The organism is Paraburkholderia sp. BL27I4N3 (assembly GCF_003386115.1).
In the GTDB taxonomy this organism is placed as follows: Bacteria; Pseudomonadota; Gammaproteobacteria; order Burkholderiales; family Burkholderiaceae; genus Paraburkholderia.
The window spans coordinates 4,935,573-4,951,345 of the sequence record NZ_QREJ01000001.1; the positions used below are offsets into that span (position 1 = coordinate 4,935,573).

Sequence of the window (15,773 nt, forward strand, 5' to 3'; positions counted from 1 at the left end):
GGATAAGGATTATCACAAGGCGCGCGGATTGAATGCAGTGAATATCGAGCAGTGTATTTAAACCGGATTAACGCTCAATTCATCACGTAATTCTGAAACAGAATGCCGACGATCACGCCGAACGGAATGCCGAAGGTCCGGCCGCGAAGCGTGGCGTTGATATCTTCATCCAGGACGAAGCTGCAGCGGCGCTCGCGCCACACGGTTTTGTAGGCCAACGGCTTTGCATCGACGATGACGATGGAAATCAGCGCGGTCAGGATAACCTGTTCCAGCGCATGCAGTTTGGCCATGAACGGCGAAAATTCGCCGGCATTGCACAGGAGCACCATGACGACGGCGGCAATCAGCGTGCCGAAGAAAAAACCGCTCATGAATCGGCTTGCTGAACTGAGAGAATCCATTTGAACCTCGGCTGTATGCACCGCCTTGACAAAAAGCGGCGCATCGAAAATATTCTGACGGAAAGGTTTTCCATTCGATAAAACCGGCACCGCCTTGACTACGGCGCCGGTCGACCTCAACGGGATACGCAAGAATATTTTTATTGCCTTGTCCAACCTATCGTCCTTTTCCTAATGCCGCTTAAGATCAGTCCGAAAAGTACGGAAACTCGCCATGTTTTGAGCTAGGTGCCGAACAGATTTAACCTGGCGTACTGCAACAGCATGATGGTCTTTCCGTCGACGATCTCGCCGCGCTCGATCATCGCCAGCGCATTCTCCACCGGCAGTTCCAGCACCTCGATGTCCTCGCCTTCGTCAGCGAGGCCGCCGCCCGTGCCGACTTTCGCCACTGCATCGTATTCAGCGACGAAAAAGTGCAGCTTCTCCGTGACCGAACCTGGACTCATGAAGGCCTCGAAGACCTTGCGGACGTCGTGCACACGGTAGCCGGTTTCTTCCTCGACTTCCGCGCGAATCCGCTCTTCCGGCGACGCGGTCTCCAGCAGCCCGGCCGGCGTCTCGATCAGCATGCCGTGATGACCGTTGACGAACGCCGGCAGCCGGAACTGCCGCGTCAGCACGACCGTGCGCCCCTGCGGTTCGTAGAGCAGCAGCGTCGCGCCGTTGCCGCGGTCGTAGGTTTCGCGGCTCTGGCGCTGCCAACTGCCGTCGGCGCGCCGGTAGTCGAAGGTGGTTTTTTTCAGCACGTACCAGTCGTCCGACAGCACCTCGACGTCGACAATCCTGACCCGTTCGGCGGTTTCGTTCATGGCTCGTATCCTGTCAGTGGGAAACGCGGTTCGCTCCGTATGCGAATCATGGTATCGTGCGATATCGTGCAAAAACAAGTAATTTCGTGCAAACCCGCGAAAATCCGCTGAGGACCACCGCCATGCTCACATCGCAAAGAAAGCAGCTGATACTCGACGCGCTCAAGCGCAACGGGCAAGTGATCGCTAAAAGCTTGAGCGCTGAATTCGAAGTCTCCGAGGACACGATTCGCCGCGATCTGCGCGAACTCGCCGCCGAAGGCCAGCTTCAGCGCGTGCATGGCGGCGCACTGCCGGCGTCGCCGGCGGCAGTGGATTTTGCCGGGCGCGAGCGGATCGAATTGGCGTCGAAGGCGGCGATCGGCCGGGCGGCGGCGGGCATGATCGCGCACGGCCAGATTGCGTTCGTCGACGGTGGCACGACGGCCGTGCAACTGGCGCGCCATCTGCCGCGCGACTTGCGGGCGACGATCGTCACGCATAGCCCGAGCGTTGCCGTCGAACTCGCGGAGCATGCCCAGCTCGAGGTCGTGATGATCGGCGGCCGCCTGTTCCGGCATTCGATGGTCAACGTTGGCGCCGCGGCCATCGAAGCGCTCAGCCACATTCGCGCGGACCTGTATTTCATGGGCGTGACCGGCGTGCATCCGCAAGCGGGCCTGAGCACCGGCGATAGGGAAGAGGCCTATGTGAAACGCGCGTTCGCGGAGCATGCCGCGGAGACGGTGGTGCTGGCGTCGGCGGAAAAACTCAATGCGGCCTCGGCGTACAAGATCGCGGATGTCACGGCGGCCAGTGCGATCGTCGTCGAGCGGAACACGGAAGAGGCGTTGACCTCGCCGTTCGAGGCCTTGGGCATCAGCATCGTGCGTGCATAGTTCGACATACTGATTAAAAAACCAAAAAATAGAGCGCCAAAAACCGCTGTAGTCCCGTGAATATGGCGCCTCATACCAGATCCGTTATTTGCGAGATAGTGCACAAAATTTGACGCACGCTGCGGCGAATTAACGCGATAATCGCGCCCCTTGCCCTCTGTGGGGCAAGGAAAGGCAACTCACGGTAGTTCAAGGTCAATCAGATCGACTGCGGCGCGACCGAAGTGACGGTCGTCGCAGGTCGCCGGTACGCCCGGACGTTGGATAGCGTCCGCGGTTCGAATACCTCCCTCGTGGTGATAGCCGTTCAGCGCAAGTTCGTCGTGTGTGCCAGCACGCACACAGACGCTCGCGTGCGACGGTCCGCGCCCCGCGTCTTTCTAACGACGCCGGAACGGTTACCTCGCGAGCCGCCCCGATGGAAGCCCCACGAGGCCGGGTTGCCGCCGTATTCACTAAAGGAGAAGTCCATGGGGAAACTCGACCTTTCGCGTCGCAGTTTTCTGAAGGCCAGCGTGTTGGCGGGTGTGTCGGTGTATATCGCGCCGATGGGCAGCCGCGCATTCGCTGCGTTGTTCGAAGAGAAAATCCTGACACCCGTGCAGTGGGATGCGGCCAACGGTCAGGCGAAATTCCGCATCGACGGGATCGCCAAGGTCACCGGCTCGAAAGTGTTCGCGCGCGACATTCGCGCCGCCGACATGCCGCACTGGCCGCAGCAGCAATCGCACGCTTTCATTCTGCGCACGACGCAAGCCGACCGCAGCTACGAAGGCTTCGACCTGTCGCTGCTCGGCGACGAACTGAAGCCGGACCGCGTGATCACCGCCGCCGATCTGGCGCGCGACGGCCTGATCTTCCCGGCTTTCTACGGCGACGACATGCTGTTGCCGCCGGGCAAGACGCCCGCGTATCTCGGCCAGGCGGTGGCGATCCTGATCTATCACGACTTCGCGCGCTTCCGCTTCGCAAAAGACAAGCTGAAGTTTCAGGATCAGATCATCCGTTACGGAGCGTCGACCGGCGCGCTCGAACGCGATCCGTGGGGCACGTTCCGCTTCGTGCGCGTCGGGGGCAAGACGCCGTACGACGACGACACCTTCTCCAGTCTGAAAGACGCGCCTGTTTTCCCGAGCATGATGCGCAAGCACCAGCCGGTGTGGCCGGACGGCGTCGAACACGGCAAGCTCGACGAGCAGGGCATGTTCCACGCCGCGCGCATCCAGCAGGAACTCGATCAGCCGTCGGCCGACTGGCTGGTGATGGAGCGCGAGTACAACACGCAGTCGATCGACACGGCCGCGCTCGAGCCCGACAACGCGAACTGCTGGTACGACGCGGCGACGCAATCGCTGCATATGGTCGTGCCGACCCAGGCGCCGTCGGAGGTTGCCGACAGCGCGGCCGAGATGGTCGCGAAGTGCGCGTTCCCGGTGAAGCATCTGTTCCTCCACCCGTGTTACACGGTGGGCTACGGTTCCAAGGATCACTTCAACGTGCCGTTCTACGGCCTCGTTTGCGCAATGTATTCGGACGGCCGTCCCGTGCGCCTCGCCAACGATCGCTACGAGCAGTTCCAGACTTCGTTGAAGCGCCACGCGTTCAAGATGAACTACCGCATCGCCGTCGATAAAAAAACCGGCCTGCTGCAATCGTTCAAGGCGCAGATGGAAGCGAACGGCGGCGGACGTTGCAACTTCTCGCCGTCGGTGGCAATGGTCGGTGCGACGGCCGCGCAGTCGATCTATTACTTCCCGAAGAACGATCTGTCGGCGGTGGCGATTGCTTCGCGCGCGATCGACGCGGGTTCCGCACGCGGCTACGGCACGCTGCAGAGCATGGCCGCGACCGAGATGATGATCGATGAAATCGCCGCGCAGCTCGAACTCGATCCGATCGAGTTCCGCCTGAAAAATGCGCTGCGTTCCGGCATGAAAAACACGCAAGGCGCGGTGCCGGCCGGCGCGATTCGCGTCGACGATGTGCTGAACAAAGCGAAGCTGCATCCGCTGTGGACGAACCGCGCAAAGCGCAAGACCGAGTTCGAAGCGGCGCATCCGGGCAAGCGTTACGGCGTCGGCTTCGCGTGCGTGCAGAAGGACTTCGGCACCGGCGCGGAGACTTCGTTCGCGAAGGTCGAATTCAGTGCCGACGGCAAGATCAGCCTGCAACACACGGCCGCCGAAATCGGCACCGGCATGTCGACCTCGCAGGCCGTCGCGGTGGCGAAATGGCTCGGCAAGCCGGCCACCGACGTGCACGTTGCCATCACCGACTGGCCCGATCTGCCCGTGGTGACGAGCGGCGATCCGTACATGATGTCGCAAGCCGATCAGGACAAACTCGCGGCGAATCCGCGCTGGTCGCCGGGTTACGCGTCGCCCTCGAGCGCGACGAATTCCGCTTACTACTTCACGAACAGCACGCGCGAAGCGGCGCGCGTCGTGTTCACGCATGGTCTGTGGCCGGCGGCGATGTCGATCTGGAGCCAGGGCATTGGCGGCGGCCAGGCCGCGCCATTGCTGGTGCGTATCGAAGACGCGCGCTGGGTCGACGGCAAGCTCTCCGCGGCAGGCCTCGAAGCGCTGCCGTTCGAACAGCTCGCGAAGAAGGCGCACGAACTCGGACTCGTGACCGGCGCGACCGTGCACGTGTTCAACCGGTGGCAGTGGACCGAAGCGGACTTCGAGATCGACGGCAGCATCGAGCGCTGGCCGCTCGACGGGCTCGCGGTGCGCTACGGCGACAGCGCGTCGGCCGATAAGCAGAAGACGCAGACCACGCCGAATCGCTATCGCGTGCTGGATCGTCAGCGTGTGTTCATTCCGCCGGTCCAGCGCAACAACGCGGCCGTGACGTACTACAGCGCGGTCGGCACGCTGGTCGAACTGTCGGTGCATGAAGCAAGCGGCAAGGTCGAGCTGCTCGCGCATCACTCGATCATGGAATGCGGCAATCAGATCTCGCCGCAACTCGTGTCCGGCCAGTTGCAAGGCGGTCTGGCGATGGGCATCGGCCACGCGCTGCATGAATATCTGCCGCTCTACGAAGACGGTCCCGGCAACGGCACGTGGAACTTCAATCGTTACCACTTGCCGCGCGCGACGGACGTCGCCGTCTGGACGCAGACCGGCGAAGTGCTGCCGCCGCTGACCGAAACCGATCCGCCGAAGGGCATCGCCGAAGTGGTGATGATTCCCGTGGTCGGCGCCATCGTGAACGGGATCGCGCACGCGATCGGGCATCGCTTTACCGACCTGCCGGTCACCCCGCAACGTATTCAGGAGGTGCTCGCATGACGGCCCCCAATCAAACCAACGCAAATGTCGCTAGTGGCGCGGTGAGCGCTGCTGCAGCAAGTGGCGCTTCCGCAAGCAGCGCTTACGCCGCCTCTGCAAGCGGTTCTTCTGCCACTCAGGCGAGCGGCGTCGCCGCGGCTTCGGCTGCCGTCGCTGCCAGCGCGCCTGCGGGTGCGTCCGCAGCCAGCGCGGTCGAGCGACCGCTGACGCAATTCCGCTCGATGCCGCTGTCGATCAAGGTGAACGGCGAGATCGTCGGCCCGACCGATGTGCCCGCCGGCCTGATGATGATCGACTACCTGCACGAGTATCTTCACTTGACCGGCTCGCGCCTCGGCTGCGGGCAGGGCGTTTGCCGCGCGTGTGTGGTGATCGTCGACAAACCGGACGGCACCAGCGAAGAAGTGCGCACCTGCATCACCGGCGCGAATTTTTTTCACGGCAAGTCCATTCGCACGATCGAAGGCCACGCGAAGCGCAACGAAGCTGGCGAGGTCGTCGAACTGGCACCGATCCAGCAGAAGTTTCTCGAGCACTTCAGTTTTCAGTGCGGCTATTGCACGCCGGGCTTCGTCAACGCGGCGACCGTGTTGATCGAACGCCTGAAGCGTCAGCCGGTCGCTAAAGACAAGGTCGAGGAAACCATTACCGAAGCGTTGAACGATCACATCTGCCGCTGCACGGGCTACGTGCGCTACTACGAAGCCGTGAAGGAAGTCGTGCTGACGACGCCGGGCCTCGTAAAGGACGCCGCACAATGAGGCGACCCATCACCTTGCGCCGCACGCTCTTGCTGCTCGGTACGGTGCTCACGCTGAGCGCGTGCGGCGGTAAGCACGACGACTCCGCCGCACTGGCCGCGGCCGCCGCATTGGGACCGCAAGCCACCGCCGCCGATCCACTCGCGCGCGGCCGCTACCTCGTCAAAGCCGCCGATTGCGCCGCCTGCCACACTGCGGCAGACGGCGCGCCGTTCGCCGGCGGCGTGAAGCTTGCTTCGCCGTTCGGCACCTTCTACGGCACGAACATCACGCCGGACAAGGACCACGGTATCGGCAACTGGAGCGCGGACGACCTGTACAAGGCCCTGCACGATGGCGTCGCGCCGGGCAAGCAGCTCTATCCGGCCATGCCGTACACGTCGTACCGCCGGCTGTCGCGCGCGGACAGCGATGCGATCTACGCGTACCTGATGGCGCAGAAGCCGGCCGCGGTGGCGAACCACGAGCCCGAACTGTCGTTCCCGTTCACGCTGCGTTTCGGCGTGCGTTTCTGGAACTGGATGTTCCTGGAAGACGCGTTGCCGGATGCGTCGACGGGACAGACGGCGCAGTGGAATCGCGGACGCTATCTGGCGAGCGCGCTCGGCCATTGCACCGAGTGTCATACGCCGCGCGGCACGTTCGGCCAGCTCGACGGTGCCAAGCCGTTGACCGGCGCGGCGCTCGGCCGGATCGCGGCGCCGGATATCACGCCGCATGGTCTCGCGGCTCGCGGCTGGACCGCGGCGGATTTGCAGACGTTCTTCGCCACCGGCATCGCGCCGCAGGGTTCGGCATTCGGCGAGATGTATCCCGTGGTGCATCTGAGCAGCCAGTACCTGACGCATGAGGACTTGCGCGCGATCTCGACCTACCTGCTCGGCGACCAGGCCCCCGCGCCGCAACCGCTGCAGCCGGTTTCCGCGGATGCCGCTCAGCTCGAAGCAGGGCGCAACGTGTATCTGGGCGTGTGCGCGGGCTGTCATGGATTGAACGGCGAGGGCAAGCCGCATGTTGCCGTGCCGATGCACGGCAATTCGACGCTGCGTCAAAGCGATGCCCACAATCTGATTGTGGCGATGCTCGACGGCATCGGCGCGCAGGATTTTCCGGGCCTCGAGCGGATGCAGGAGATGCCTGGCTTCGCCACGCAACTCAGCGATATGGAACTCGCGCAACTCGCCAATTATCTGCGTGCGACGTGGGGCGGCCAGCCTGCCGATGTGACGGCGGATGCGGTGAAAGCACTGCGTTGAACCTTTGATGTGCTTCCGGCGCCTACCGTCAGGGCGCTGTGCGCAGGCATTCGCAGAAACCGACGCCTCGGGTTGTTAAGGGCGTCGGTTTTTGCTTGCGCCGCTTCGGTCATCGTGCCTCCTCGTGATGTCGCGCAATGAACTCGCGCGCCATGGTCTGCTCAAATGGTATCGCGCCGCTACCGGCTTGCGGCGCGCCCTTACGTTTCCGCCGTAGGCAAGGCAGATTCCTTTCACGGAGACTTCATGAGCAATCGCGCGACGGAGATCCTTCCGCATCATAGTTACGTTTATTCGCTGGGCGCGCCGCTGGCCTGCGTGCAAGGCACGATCAGCAAGGTGTTCGCCAGCCCGGAAAATCACAACGGCGCCAATCACCAGCACTTCGTCATCAAGATCGACACTGTGGTGAAGTTCGAAGGCGGTACGGAAAATCTCGTGGGCACCGAGGTCTTCGTCGCCGTGCGGTTCGGCGACAACGAGGGCCTCGCGCATGAGATTCCCAACTTGCAGGCAGGCGAGCCGATCGAAGCCCAGGGCGAGTACATCCCCGACGCCAAAGCCTATCCCACCGAAGACAATCGCAATCCCGTTCTGCCGGTGCTGCACTTCACGCATCACCCGGTCGGTTACGTGAAATACCAGGGGCAGTATTACAGCTAGCCCTGTCCGGTCGCGCCGGACGGACGCCGTTCCGTCCGAGCGCCGCGACGACTCTCACTTCACACCCACGGTCGCCACCCGCTGACGATTCAAGTTTTCACGCCACTCTGCCGTTAATGCAAACGTTATCGCGCGTTTGCCGAGGTGGGGCCGCAGGTGCCTTTTGCATGAATTGCAAACGCGCACCCGATCCGCCGCAGTACACGAAACGCGGTCCTGCAACAACCGGAATTGCGACGGTCATGCGGATGCCTGACGGGCACGCGCCGCGCGTTCACGTTGCATGCGCAACGTTTTCCGCAATACCCAGCGTAAGGTTTGTATCAAAGTATGTGGCTCGACGCGTTTTGTATAAAACGCACTTTACAATTCCGCTTGAATTTTAATCGGCAATCTGGCCCTTTCCGCGGAAAATCGGCTGTTTCGGCGGGCGCCATGGGCGCGTCCAAGTGTTCGGCAGCTTGTGAAGGCGAGGGGTTGGATTGGTCGGCAAGGTGAGGGCGAGCGCCGCACGAGGCGGCTTTGTCGTGTCGCAGGGAAAGCAGCGCGCCGTGCGGGCGTGCGCATCGCTTGCGACAAGGCAACATCCAGCTCGCCAATGAACGAGGCAGGAGTCGAACAAGATGGGAAAGCGCTTCGACAGAACAATGATGGCGAGTCTGGCTGGCGTATGGGCCGCGCTGGCGGTCAGCGGTTGTGCGAATGTGGGCCAGCAGGGCGCGCAGACAGGCGCGGCAGCGGGCGCAGCGCTCGCGTCCGGTGCGCCGGCGGCAACCGCGCCGGCCTCCGATGCGACAGCGGTTGCACCGCCCGGCATCAATGCCGACGGGAGCGCGCTGCTCAAGAATTCGCCGCCGCTCGTGTATCGCGTCAAACGTGGCGACAGCCTGGCGCGCATCGCGCAGCATCATCATTGCAGCGTGAAGCAGTTGCAGGCGTGGAACGGATTGAAGGCGTCCTCGCGGTTGAAGTTGGGACAGGTCTTGCATGTCGCGTCGCCGGAAACGGTGCGGGCGGTGAATGCGGCCAATGCCGCCAATGCGGCAGCGAAAGCCGCGGCGGCGTCCGCATCGAGTGCTTCGGTCGCCGCGCGGCAGCCGGCGTTGGCGCCGGGCGCTACGCAGTTACCGTCGCAAGCCGCGCAGACCGCGCAAGCCCCGCAGTCGCCGGCGCCTAGCTCCGCTGAAGCACGCGAAGTGGCGCATCAAACCGCACGGCACGCGAACGGCGTAGCGCTGGCCTGGCCCGCGGGCGGACGGGTGGTCGAGGGATTCCAGCCGGGCGAAACACGCGGCATCGAAATCGGCGGCAGGCCGGGCGATCCGGTACGCGCCGCGGCCGACGGCAAGGTGATGTACGCCGGCACGGGCCTGAACAGCTACGGCAGTCTGATCATCGTCCAGCACAACAAGGACTTTCTGACCGCCTACTCGCACAACCGCAAGCTGCTGGTCAAAACCGGCGATATCGTCATGCAGGGGCAGCAGATCGCGGAGATGGGCGACGAAAAGAACTCGCGCGTTTCCGTGGGTTTCGAGTTGCGCCGCGACGGCAAACCGATCGATCCGATGCCGTACCTGCCCCAAGGACGCGGCTAGGCGCGCGCCTTCAATCCAGCCACAGCAGCGCCGCGGCGACGATCGCTTCCGGCGCGTCTTCCTGCATCAGATGGCCGGCTTTCGGCACCGCCTGAAAGCGCGCTTCCGGTATGGCCGCGGCCAGTTGACGGCCGCGCGCCAGTGGAATCCACTGGTCTTCTTCGCCCCACAGAATTTGCACCGGGCAACGTAGCTGCGCATAGCGCGCTTCGACCTCGTCGGTGTAGCGCTGATCCATTTGCGCAATCTGCCGGTAGAACGCGGCCTGGCCGGTTGCGCCGAGCCATGGCGTCACATAGGGCGCGAGTTCGTCGTCCGCAATCTCGCGCGCGATCGCGCCGCGCACATACGCTTTCACCACCGCCTCGTGAATGTACGGCGGCAGTCCGGCAACGCGTCGCCGTGATCGCGCACATGCCGCACGAACGGCGAACCCCATGGCGCGACCGCTACCGGATCGATCAGCGTGAGGCTGCGGTAGTCGCAGCCATCGATCAGATGCGCGCGTAATGAAGTCGCGCCGCCGAAATCGTGCGCGATCACGTCCGGGCTTGTCAGTTGCCAATGCGCGAGCAATTCCGCCAGCAAGGCGTTCTGCACGCCGAGCGAGACGTCCGCGCCGTCGCGCTGTTCGGATTGCCCGTAGCCGAGCAGATCGTAGTAATAGACGGTGCGTGTCTGGGCGAGATGCGGTGCAATGCGATGCCACACATATGAAGAAAACGGCGTGCCGTGAACCAGCACCAGCGGCGGACCATTGCCCGTCACGTTGAAACGCACGGTTTGATCGCGGAAGGCATAGCTTTCGGGGAGCGGCCAGATTTGCATGGCGATGAGCGTTGCAAGAAGGTCTGCCTACCTTAGCAGGGCTTCGTGAAGCATGCTGACCGGCTTTTCGTAGCTCCCGCTGAAGATCTCCCGCAGAAGCTCACCTTTGTTTTATTCAGCAAAGCCAGGCAAATTCAGCCATGACCAGATCGCGCACTCGTTTCAATCGCAAACGAGCGAGGCCGGCAACACGCACTCTTACGAATCGCGCATAAATTGGCCTGAAACAAGGCCTCGTTGCGTTGGACGTGTTCGAAAACCCTAGTAATCGCGACGACGGCGCACCCATGCCGTCATCGCGCAGACACGGCGCGATGGGTCGAAGCGCGCGTATTCAATGGTGAGGAAATTCGGGAGCCGAGGCGGGTGAACGCAACGCGCCACATGATCAGCGCGGCCCGAACTCGCACCACACGAGCGCAGAAGGCCGCGCGCAACCGGCTACTTCGATTCGTACCCGCGCAACAACTGCGACACCTGGCCATGGTGATGCAGGATCGCCGGATCGGCCTGCAACAGCGGCAGATAGCGTGGCAAAAAAGTATTGTTCGGCTGGTCGGGCGAGAAAAGTCCCGTCACCGCTTCGGCCGCGGCGATGCGGTCGGCGGCTTCGGCTTCCTTATCGTCGAGAATTTCGTCGACGTTCGCTATGACTGTCGAGAGCGCCGCGAGCCAGCGGAACCCCGACCCGTTGATGAGCACCTGCAGGAAAGCTGCCGGTGTGACCGGGCCAAATTCCTTTTCGTACACGGCACGTTCGTGATCGAGAATGGCTTTGTGCAGCGCCAACAGCGGCCGGCGAATGTCCGAGAGGAATTGAGTGCATTGCGAGTCGTCCATGTGTGCTGCTCCTTCGGATAGTCAGACCGGATCCATGCTAACAAAATCGCCCGGCATTGATTCAACTAGATTCACTGGCGTATAGAGGCCGATCATCAAGGCCGATGCGCGGATCGTTTGCCGTCGATTAAAAACACCTTTCAACCGCGCACTCAGCACCCGCGAAATGCATCGGGCTGACCGCAGTGTGCAGCCACGAGGCGAATTTTTTAATGCGCGTCTACAATTCGCCGGTCAGTATCGGCAGGTTCGCGCCCATGCATTTATCGCCGTTTTCAAGGACCGGAAAAACACCATGCGTATTAGTCCAGTTAGTCGAATAAACGCGGCGAGTCTTTATGTTTTGGTCTGACGTCTCTGTCTAAACAGCTTGATAAACAATAAACCCCACTCGGAGCCGCTCCATGACAACGCTGAATATCAATGGCCAGACGCACACCGTCGACGCGCCGCCCGACATGCCTCTCTTGTGGGTCTTGCGCGATATCGTCGGTCTGACCGGCACGAAGTTCGGTTGCGGCATTGCCCAATGCGGCGCGTGCACCGTGCACCTCGACGGCGTGGCGGTGCGCTCGTGCGTATTGCCGGCAGCGGCCGTCGGCGATAAAAAGATCACGACGATCGAAGCGGTGGGCAGCACGCCGGCCGGTCAGAAGGTGCAGCAGGCCTGGCGTCAACTGGACGTGGTGCAATGCGGCTACTGTCAGTCGGGGCAGGTCATGTCGGCGGCGTCGCTGCTGGCAGGCAACCCCAATCCTACCGATGCGGACATCGACGCCGCCATGGCCGGCAATATCTGCCGCTGTGGAACCTACAACCGTATCCGCGCGGCGATCAAGCAAGCCGCCAAGGGGGCTTGATATGTCCCAGGGATTGCTTGATTCGCAGAACGGCGCGCAAGCGTCGAAGGCCGGCGCGCGCGCCGCAGCTGGCTTTTCACGCCGCAGCTTTCTGAAGTTCGGCGTGACGGTCGGCGCGGCGGCGGGCGGCGGTCTGCTGCTCGGCTTCAGCATGCCGGCCGCTAGCCAGGATCAGAAGGCCGGCAAATCGGTGATCGGCGGCGACGGCGTAGAAACGCCGCAAAGCGGCGTGTTCGCACCGAACGCGTTCATCCAGATCGATACCGCGGGCAAGGTCACGCTCGTGATTCCCAAGGTCGAGATGGGCCAGGGCGTCTACACGTCGATTCCGATGCTCATCGCCGAAGAACTCGAAGTGCCGCTCGACACGATCACCATCGATCACGCGCCGCCGAACGAAAAGCTCTTTATGGATCCGCTGCTCGGCGGCCAGCTCACGGGCGGCTCGACCTCGATCCGCTACGCGTGGGAGCCGATGCGCAAAGCGGGCGCCACTGCGCGCACCATTCTGATCAGCGCGGCGGCGCAGCAATGGCAGGTCGATCCGGCAAGCTGCCATGCGCAGGCCGGACAGGTGATTCACGAGGCCAGCAAGCGCAGCATCGGTTACGGTCAGCTGGCGACGGCAGCTGCCGGTCTGCCCGTGCCGCCGAACGTCAAGCTCAAGGACCCGAAGGACTTCAAGCTGATTGGTACGGCGGTTAAGCGCCTCGATTCGCCGGAGAAGGTGGACGGCACCGCGATGTTCGGTCTCGACGTGCGCGTGCCCGACATGGTCTACGCGGCGATTGCGAACTGCCCGGTGTTCGGCGGCACGCTTGCCAGTGTCGACGACACCAACGCGAAGAAAATCCCTGGCGTGCGCCAGGTCATCAAGATCGACAACGCGGTCGCGGTGATCGGCGACCACACGTGGGCCGCCAAACGCGGCGTGCAGGCGCTCGTCATCAAATGGAACGAAGGAGCGGGCGCGAACCTGTCGATGAAGCAGATCGTCGACGAGCTCGCCGATGCCTCGCAGCGCGACGGCGCGGTGGCGCGTAAAGATGGCGACGTCGGCAATGCGTTCTCCAATGCGAAGACACGCGTCGACGCCGTGTATCAGCAGCCGTTTCTCGCGCACGCCACCATGGAGCCGATCAACTGCACGGTGCATGTGCGCCCCGACGGCTGCGAGGTCTGGCTCGGCTCGCAGGTGCCGACGCGTGTGGTGGATGCCGCCGCGGCGGTCACGGGTCTGCCCGCCGACAAGATCGTCGTGCACAACCATCTGATCGGCGGCGGCTTCGGCCGGCGGCTCGAGTTCGACATGGTCACGCAAGCCGTGAAGGTGGCCAGGCAGGTGTCGACGCCGGTGAAAGTGGTCTGGACACGCGAGGAAGACATTCAGCACGACATGTACCGCCCGTATTACTACGACAAGATTTCGGCCGGGCTCGACGCGAATGGCAAACCGGTCGCATGGCAGCACCGGATTGTCGGCTCCTCGATACTGGCGCGGTTCGCGCCGCCCGCGTTCAAGAACGGCATCGATCCAGACGCGGTCGAGGTCGCATCGGACTTGCCGTACGACTTGCCCAACCAGCTGATCGACTACGTTCGCCAGGAACCGCGCACGGTGCCCACCGCATTCTGGCGCGGCGTGGGACCGACGCGCGGGACCTTCGTGGTGGAGAGTTTCATCGACGAACTCGCGGCGCAGGCGAAAGTCGATCCGGTCAAATACCGTCAGGACCTGCTCGGCAAGACGCCGCGCGCGCTGAACGTGCTCAACGTCGCCACGCAAGCGGCGAACTGGGGCAGCGCGGTGCCCAAGGGCCAAGGGCGCGGCGTGTCGGTCATGCACGCGTTCGGCAGTTTCTTTGCGGTGGTGGTGGACGTCGCGGTGGAGCAGGGCGAGGTGGCGGTCAAGCACGTAACGTGTGCGGTCGATTGCGGCATGGTGGTCAATCCGAACACGGTCGAAGCGCAAGTGCAGGGCGGCATCATCTTCGGCATCACGGCGGCGCTCTACGGCGAGATCACGATCAAGGACGGCCGCGTCGAGCAGAACAATTTCACCGATTACCGGATGCTGCGGATCGATCAGACACCGCCTATCGATGTGCATATCGTGAAGAGCAGCGAGGCGCCCGGCGGCATCGGCGAACCCGGCACGGCGGCGCTCGCGCCCGCGCTGACCAACGCGATTTATGCGGCCACCGGCAAGCGGCTGCGGCAATTGCCGGTCGGCAGCCAACTGCAAACCGTCTGAACGGAGCCCGACATGAAAAACACACTGAAGGGTTTCGGCGCGGCGCTGTGCGTGGCACTGCCGTTGTTCGCGCAGACTCCGGCGCGAGCGGCGGATCAGGCGTTGGTGCAACGCGGCGCTTATCTGGCGAAGGTCGGCGATTGCGTCGCCTGTCATACGGCGCCGAAGGGCAAGCCCTTCGCGGGCGGCCTGCCGATGGCCACGCCGATGGGCCAGATCTACACCACCAACATCACGCCGGACCCGCAGACGGGCATTGGCGGCTATACGGAAGAGGACTTCGCGCGGGCGATGCGCGAAGGCGTGGCGAAAGACGGCCACAACCTCTATCCGGCGATGCCGTATCCGTCGTACGCCAAGGTCAACGACGACGACATGAAAGCGCTGTACGCGTATTTCATGAGCGGCGTGGCGCCGGTGCAGCAGGCGAATCGCGAGCCGGACATCAAGTGGCCGTTGAACATGCGCTGGCCGCTGAAGTTCTGGAACATGGTGTTCCTGGATAAAGGCGTCTATCAGGACAAGCCGGGCAAGGACGTCGCGTGGAATCGGGGCGCGTATCTGATTCAGGGGCTCGGACACTGCGGGTCGTGCCATACGCCGCGCGGCATCGCGTTCCAGGAAAAGGCGCTGGATGAAAGCGGCAGCGCGTTCCTGACCGGCGGCGTGCTCGACGGCTGGTTCGCGGCGAACCTCACCGGCGAGCAGAACGTCGGTCTGGGCCGCTGGAACGATCAGGACTTGCAGGCGTTTCTGAAGACCGGCGCGAATCGCCATGCCTCCGCATTCGGTTCGATGACCAGCGTGATCAACAACAGCACGCAGGGCATGAACGATACGGATATCGCGGCGATGTCGACGTATCTGAAGTCGCTGCCGCCGTCAGGGGGCAACGGTGCGCCGCCTTATAAGTACGATCCGCAGGCGACGAAGGTGTCGCTGAACCGTCCCGCGAACGATGCCGGTGCGCGCGTCTATACGGCGTATTGCATGCACTGCCACGGTGTCGATGGACGCGGCTTCGCGCCGATGCTCGCGCCGTTGTCCGGCAATCCGAACGTGCTGGAGAAGGATGCGTCGTCGTTGATCAACGTGACGTTGAACGGCACCGAGGACCTGGTGATCGGCGGCATTCCCGCGCCGTATCCGATGCCGAAGTACGCTCCGGTGCTGAACGACCAGCAGATCGCGGATGTGCTGACTTTCGTGCGCGCCGGATGGAACAACGGCGCGCCCGCGGTGACGGCGGACGACGTGGCGAAGTTGCGCAAGTCGACGCACGCGGCTCGTTAGTTCTGCGAGGGTGGCGAGAAAAATACG

12 protein-coding genes and 1 pseudogene are annotated in these 15,773 nt (G+C 63.1%); 9 read left to right on the forward strand and 4 right to left on the reverse strand.

The features are described from left to right. Positions 1–74: 74 nt before the first annotated feature. Entirely contained in the window at positions 75–404 is a 330-nt protein-coding gene (locus B0G71_RS22490; RefSeq protein WP_106280770.1) for a hypothetical protein, read from the reverse strand. A 224-nt stretch (positions 405–628) separates the two neighbouring features. Then, positions 629–1,216: an NUDIX domain-containing protein gene (locus tag B0G71_RS22495; protein WP_116144269.1), complete on the reverse strand. Its 588-nt coding sequence runs from the start codon at positions 1,214–1,216 to the stop codon at positions 629–631. A 122-nt stretch (positions 1,217–1,338) separates the two neighbouring features. On the opposite strand from B0G71_RS22495, the gene B0G71_RS22500 reads away from it, so the two are divergent. The 6 genes from B0G71_RS22500 to B0G71_RS22525 all read left to right on the forward strand — a co-directional run bounded on the left by B0G71_RS22500 (position 1,339) and on the right by B0G71_RS22525 (position 9,671). Continuing rightward, entirely contained in the window at positions 1,339–2,094 is a 756-nt protein-coding gene (locus B0G71_RS22500; RefSeq protein WP_116144271.1) for a DeoR/GlpR family DNA-binding transcription regulator, read from the forward strand. A 470-nt stretch (positions 2,095–2,564) separates the two neighbouring features. Beyond that, positions 2,565–5,393 carry a xanthine dehydrogenase family protein molybdopterin-binding subunit gene (locus tag B0G71_RS22505; RefSeq protein ID WP_116144273.1) on the forward strand — a complete coding sequence of 943 codons (2,829 nt, stop codon included), beginning with the start codon at positions 2,565–2,567 and terminating at the stop codon, positions 5,391–5,393. Then, positions 5,390–6,154 (forward strand): (2Fe-2S)-binding protein, encoded by a 765-nt coding sequence (locus B0G71_RS22510; protein ID WP_116144275.1) that lies wholly within the window; start codon positions 5,390–5,392, stop codon positions 6,152–6,154. The genes B0G71_RS22505 and B0G71_RS22510 overlap by 4 nt, the downstream gene beginning before the upstream one ends. Beyond that, complete coding sequence (locus B0G71_RS22515; protein ID WP_116144277.1) at positions 6,151–7,410, forward strand: cytochrome c; 1,260 nt, start codon at positions 6,151–6,153, stop codon at positions 7,408–7,410. Before B0G71_RS22510 ends, B0G71_RS22515 begins: the two co-directional genes overlap by 4 nt. Positions 7,411–7,656: 246 nt before the next feature. Further along, complete coding sequence (locus tag B0G71_RS22520; protein ID WP_116144279.1) at positions 7,657–8,073, forward strand: hypothetical protein; 417 nt, start codon at positions 7,657–7,659, stop codon at positions 8,071–8,073. 623 nt (positions 8,074–8,696) lie between these two features. After that, the gene (locus tag B0G71_RS22525) at positions 8,697–9,671 is read left to right on the forward strand and encodes a peptidoglycan DD-metalloendopeptidase family protein (protein WP_116144281.1); all 975 of its coding nucleotides are present in this window, start codon (positions 8,697–8,699) and stop codon (positions 9,669–9,671) included. A gap of 10 nt (positions 9,672–9,681) precedes the next feature. Here the strand turns inward: B0G71_RS22525 and B0G71_RS22530 are convergent. Together B0G71_RS22530 and B0G71_RS22535 are read right to left on the reverse strand one after the other, a co-directional pair. Continuing rightward, positions 9,682–10,499: pseudogene (locus B0G71_RS22530) on the reverse strand (alpha/beta fold hydrolase). A 441-nt stretch (positions 10,500–10,940) separates the two neighbouring features. Further along, a complete protein-coding gene (locus tag B0G71_RS22535; protein ID WP_106280784.1) occupies positions 10,941–11,339 on the reverse strand; it encodes a hypothetical protein in 399 nt (132 codons plus the stop codon). A 404-nt stretch (positions 11,340–11,743) separates the two neighbouring features. On the opposite strand from B0G71_RS22535, the gene B0G71_RS22540 reads away from it, so the two are divergent. The 3 genes from B0G71_RS22540 to B0G71_RS22550 are packed head-to-tail and all read left to right on the forward strand — an operon-like array spanning position 11,744 to position 15,746. Beyond that, the gene (locus tag B0G71_RS22540; RefSeq protein WP_106280786.1) at positions 11,744–12,199 is read left to right on the forward strand and encodes a (2Fe-2S)-binding protein; all 456 of its coding nucleotides are present in this window, start codon (positions 11,744–11,746) and stop codon (positions 12,197–12,199) included. 1 nt (position 12,200) lies between these two features. Next, positions 12,201–14,453 (forward strand): xanthine dehydrogenase family protein molybdopterin-binding subunit, encoded by a 2,253-nt coding sequence (locus tag B0G71_RS22545; RefSeq protein WP_116144283.1) that lies wholly within the window; start codon positions 12,201–12,203, stop codon positions 14,451–14,453. Between the two features lie 12 nt (positions 14,454–14,465). Beyond that, a complete protein-coding gene (locus B0G71_RS22550; protein ID WP_116144285.1) occupies positions 14,466–15,746 on the forward strand; it encodes a cytochrome c in 1,281 nt (426 codons plus the stop codon). Positions 15,747–15,773: the final 27 nt, after the last annotated feature.

Coding starts and splice junctions, on each gene's coding strand:
- B0G71_RS22545 (WP_116144283.1), top strand. CDS start 12,201: ATGTCCCAGGGATTGCTTGATTCGCAGAACGGCGCGCAAGCGTCGAAG.
- B0G71_RS22495 (WP_116144269.1), bottom strand. CDS start 1,216: ATGAACGAAACCGCCGAACGGGTCAGGATTGTCGACGTCGAGGTGCTG.
- B0G71_RS22515 (WP_116144277.1), top strand. CDS start 6,151: ATGAGGCGACCCATCACCTTGCGCCGCACGCTCTTGCTGCTCGGTACG.
- B0G71_RS22535 (WP_106280784.1), bottom strand. CDS start 11,339: ATGGACGACTCGCAATGCACTCAATTCCTCTCGGACATTCGCCGGCCG.
- B0G71_RS22540 (WP_106280786.1), top strand. CDS start 11,744: ATGACAACGCTGAATATCAATGGCCAGACGCACACCGTCGACGCGCCG.
- B0G71_RS22510 (WP_116144275.1), top strand. CDS start 5,390: ATGACGGCCCCCAATCAAACCAACGCAAATGTCGCTAGTGGCGCGGTG.
- B0G71_RS22550 (WP_116144285.1), top strand. CDS start 14,466: ATGAAAAACACACTGAAGGGTTTCGGCGCGGCGCTGTGCGTGGCACTG.
- B0G71_RS22500 (WP_116144271.1), top strand. CDS start 1,339: ATGCTCACATCGCAAAGAAAGCAGCTGATACTCGACGCGCTCAAGCGC.
- B0G71_RS22490 (WP_106280770.1), bottom strand. CDS start 404: ATGGATTCTCTCAGTTCAGCAAGCCGATTCATGAGCGGTTTTTTCTTC.
- B0G71_RS22505 (WP_116144273.1), top strand. CDS start 2,565: ATGGGGAAACTCGACCTTTCGCGTCGCAGTTTTCTGAAGGCCAGCGTG.
- B0G71_RS22525 (WP_116144281.1), top strand. CDS start 8,697: ATGGGAAAGCGCTTCGACAGAACAATGATGGCGAGTCTGGCTGGCGTA.
- B0G71_RS22520 (WP_116144279.1), top strand. CDS start 7,657: ATGAGCAATCGCGCGACGGAGATCCTTCCGCATCATAGTTACGTTTAT.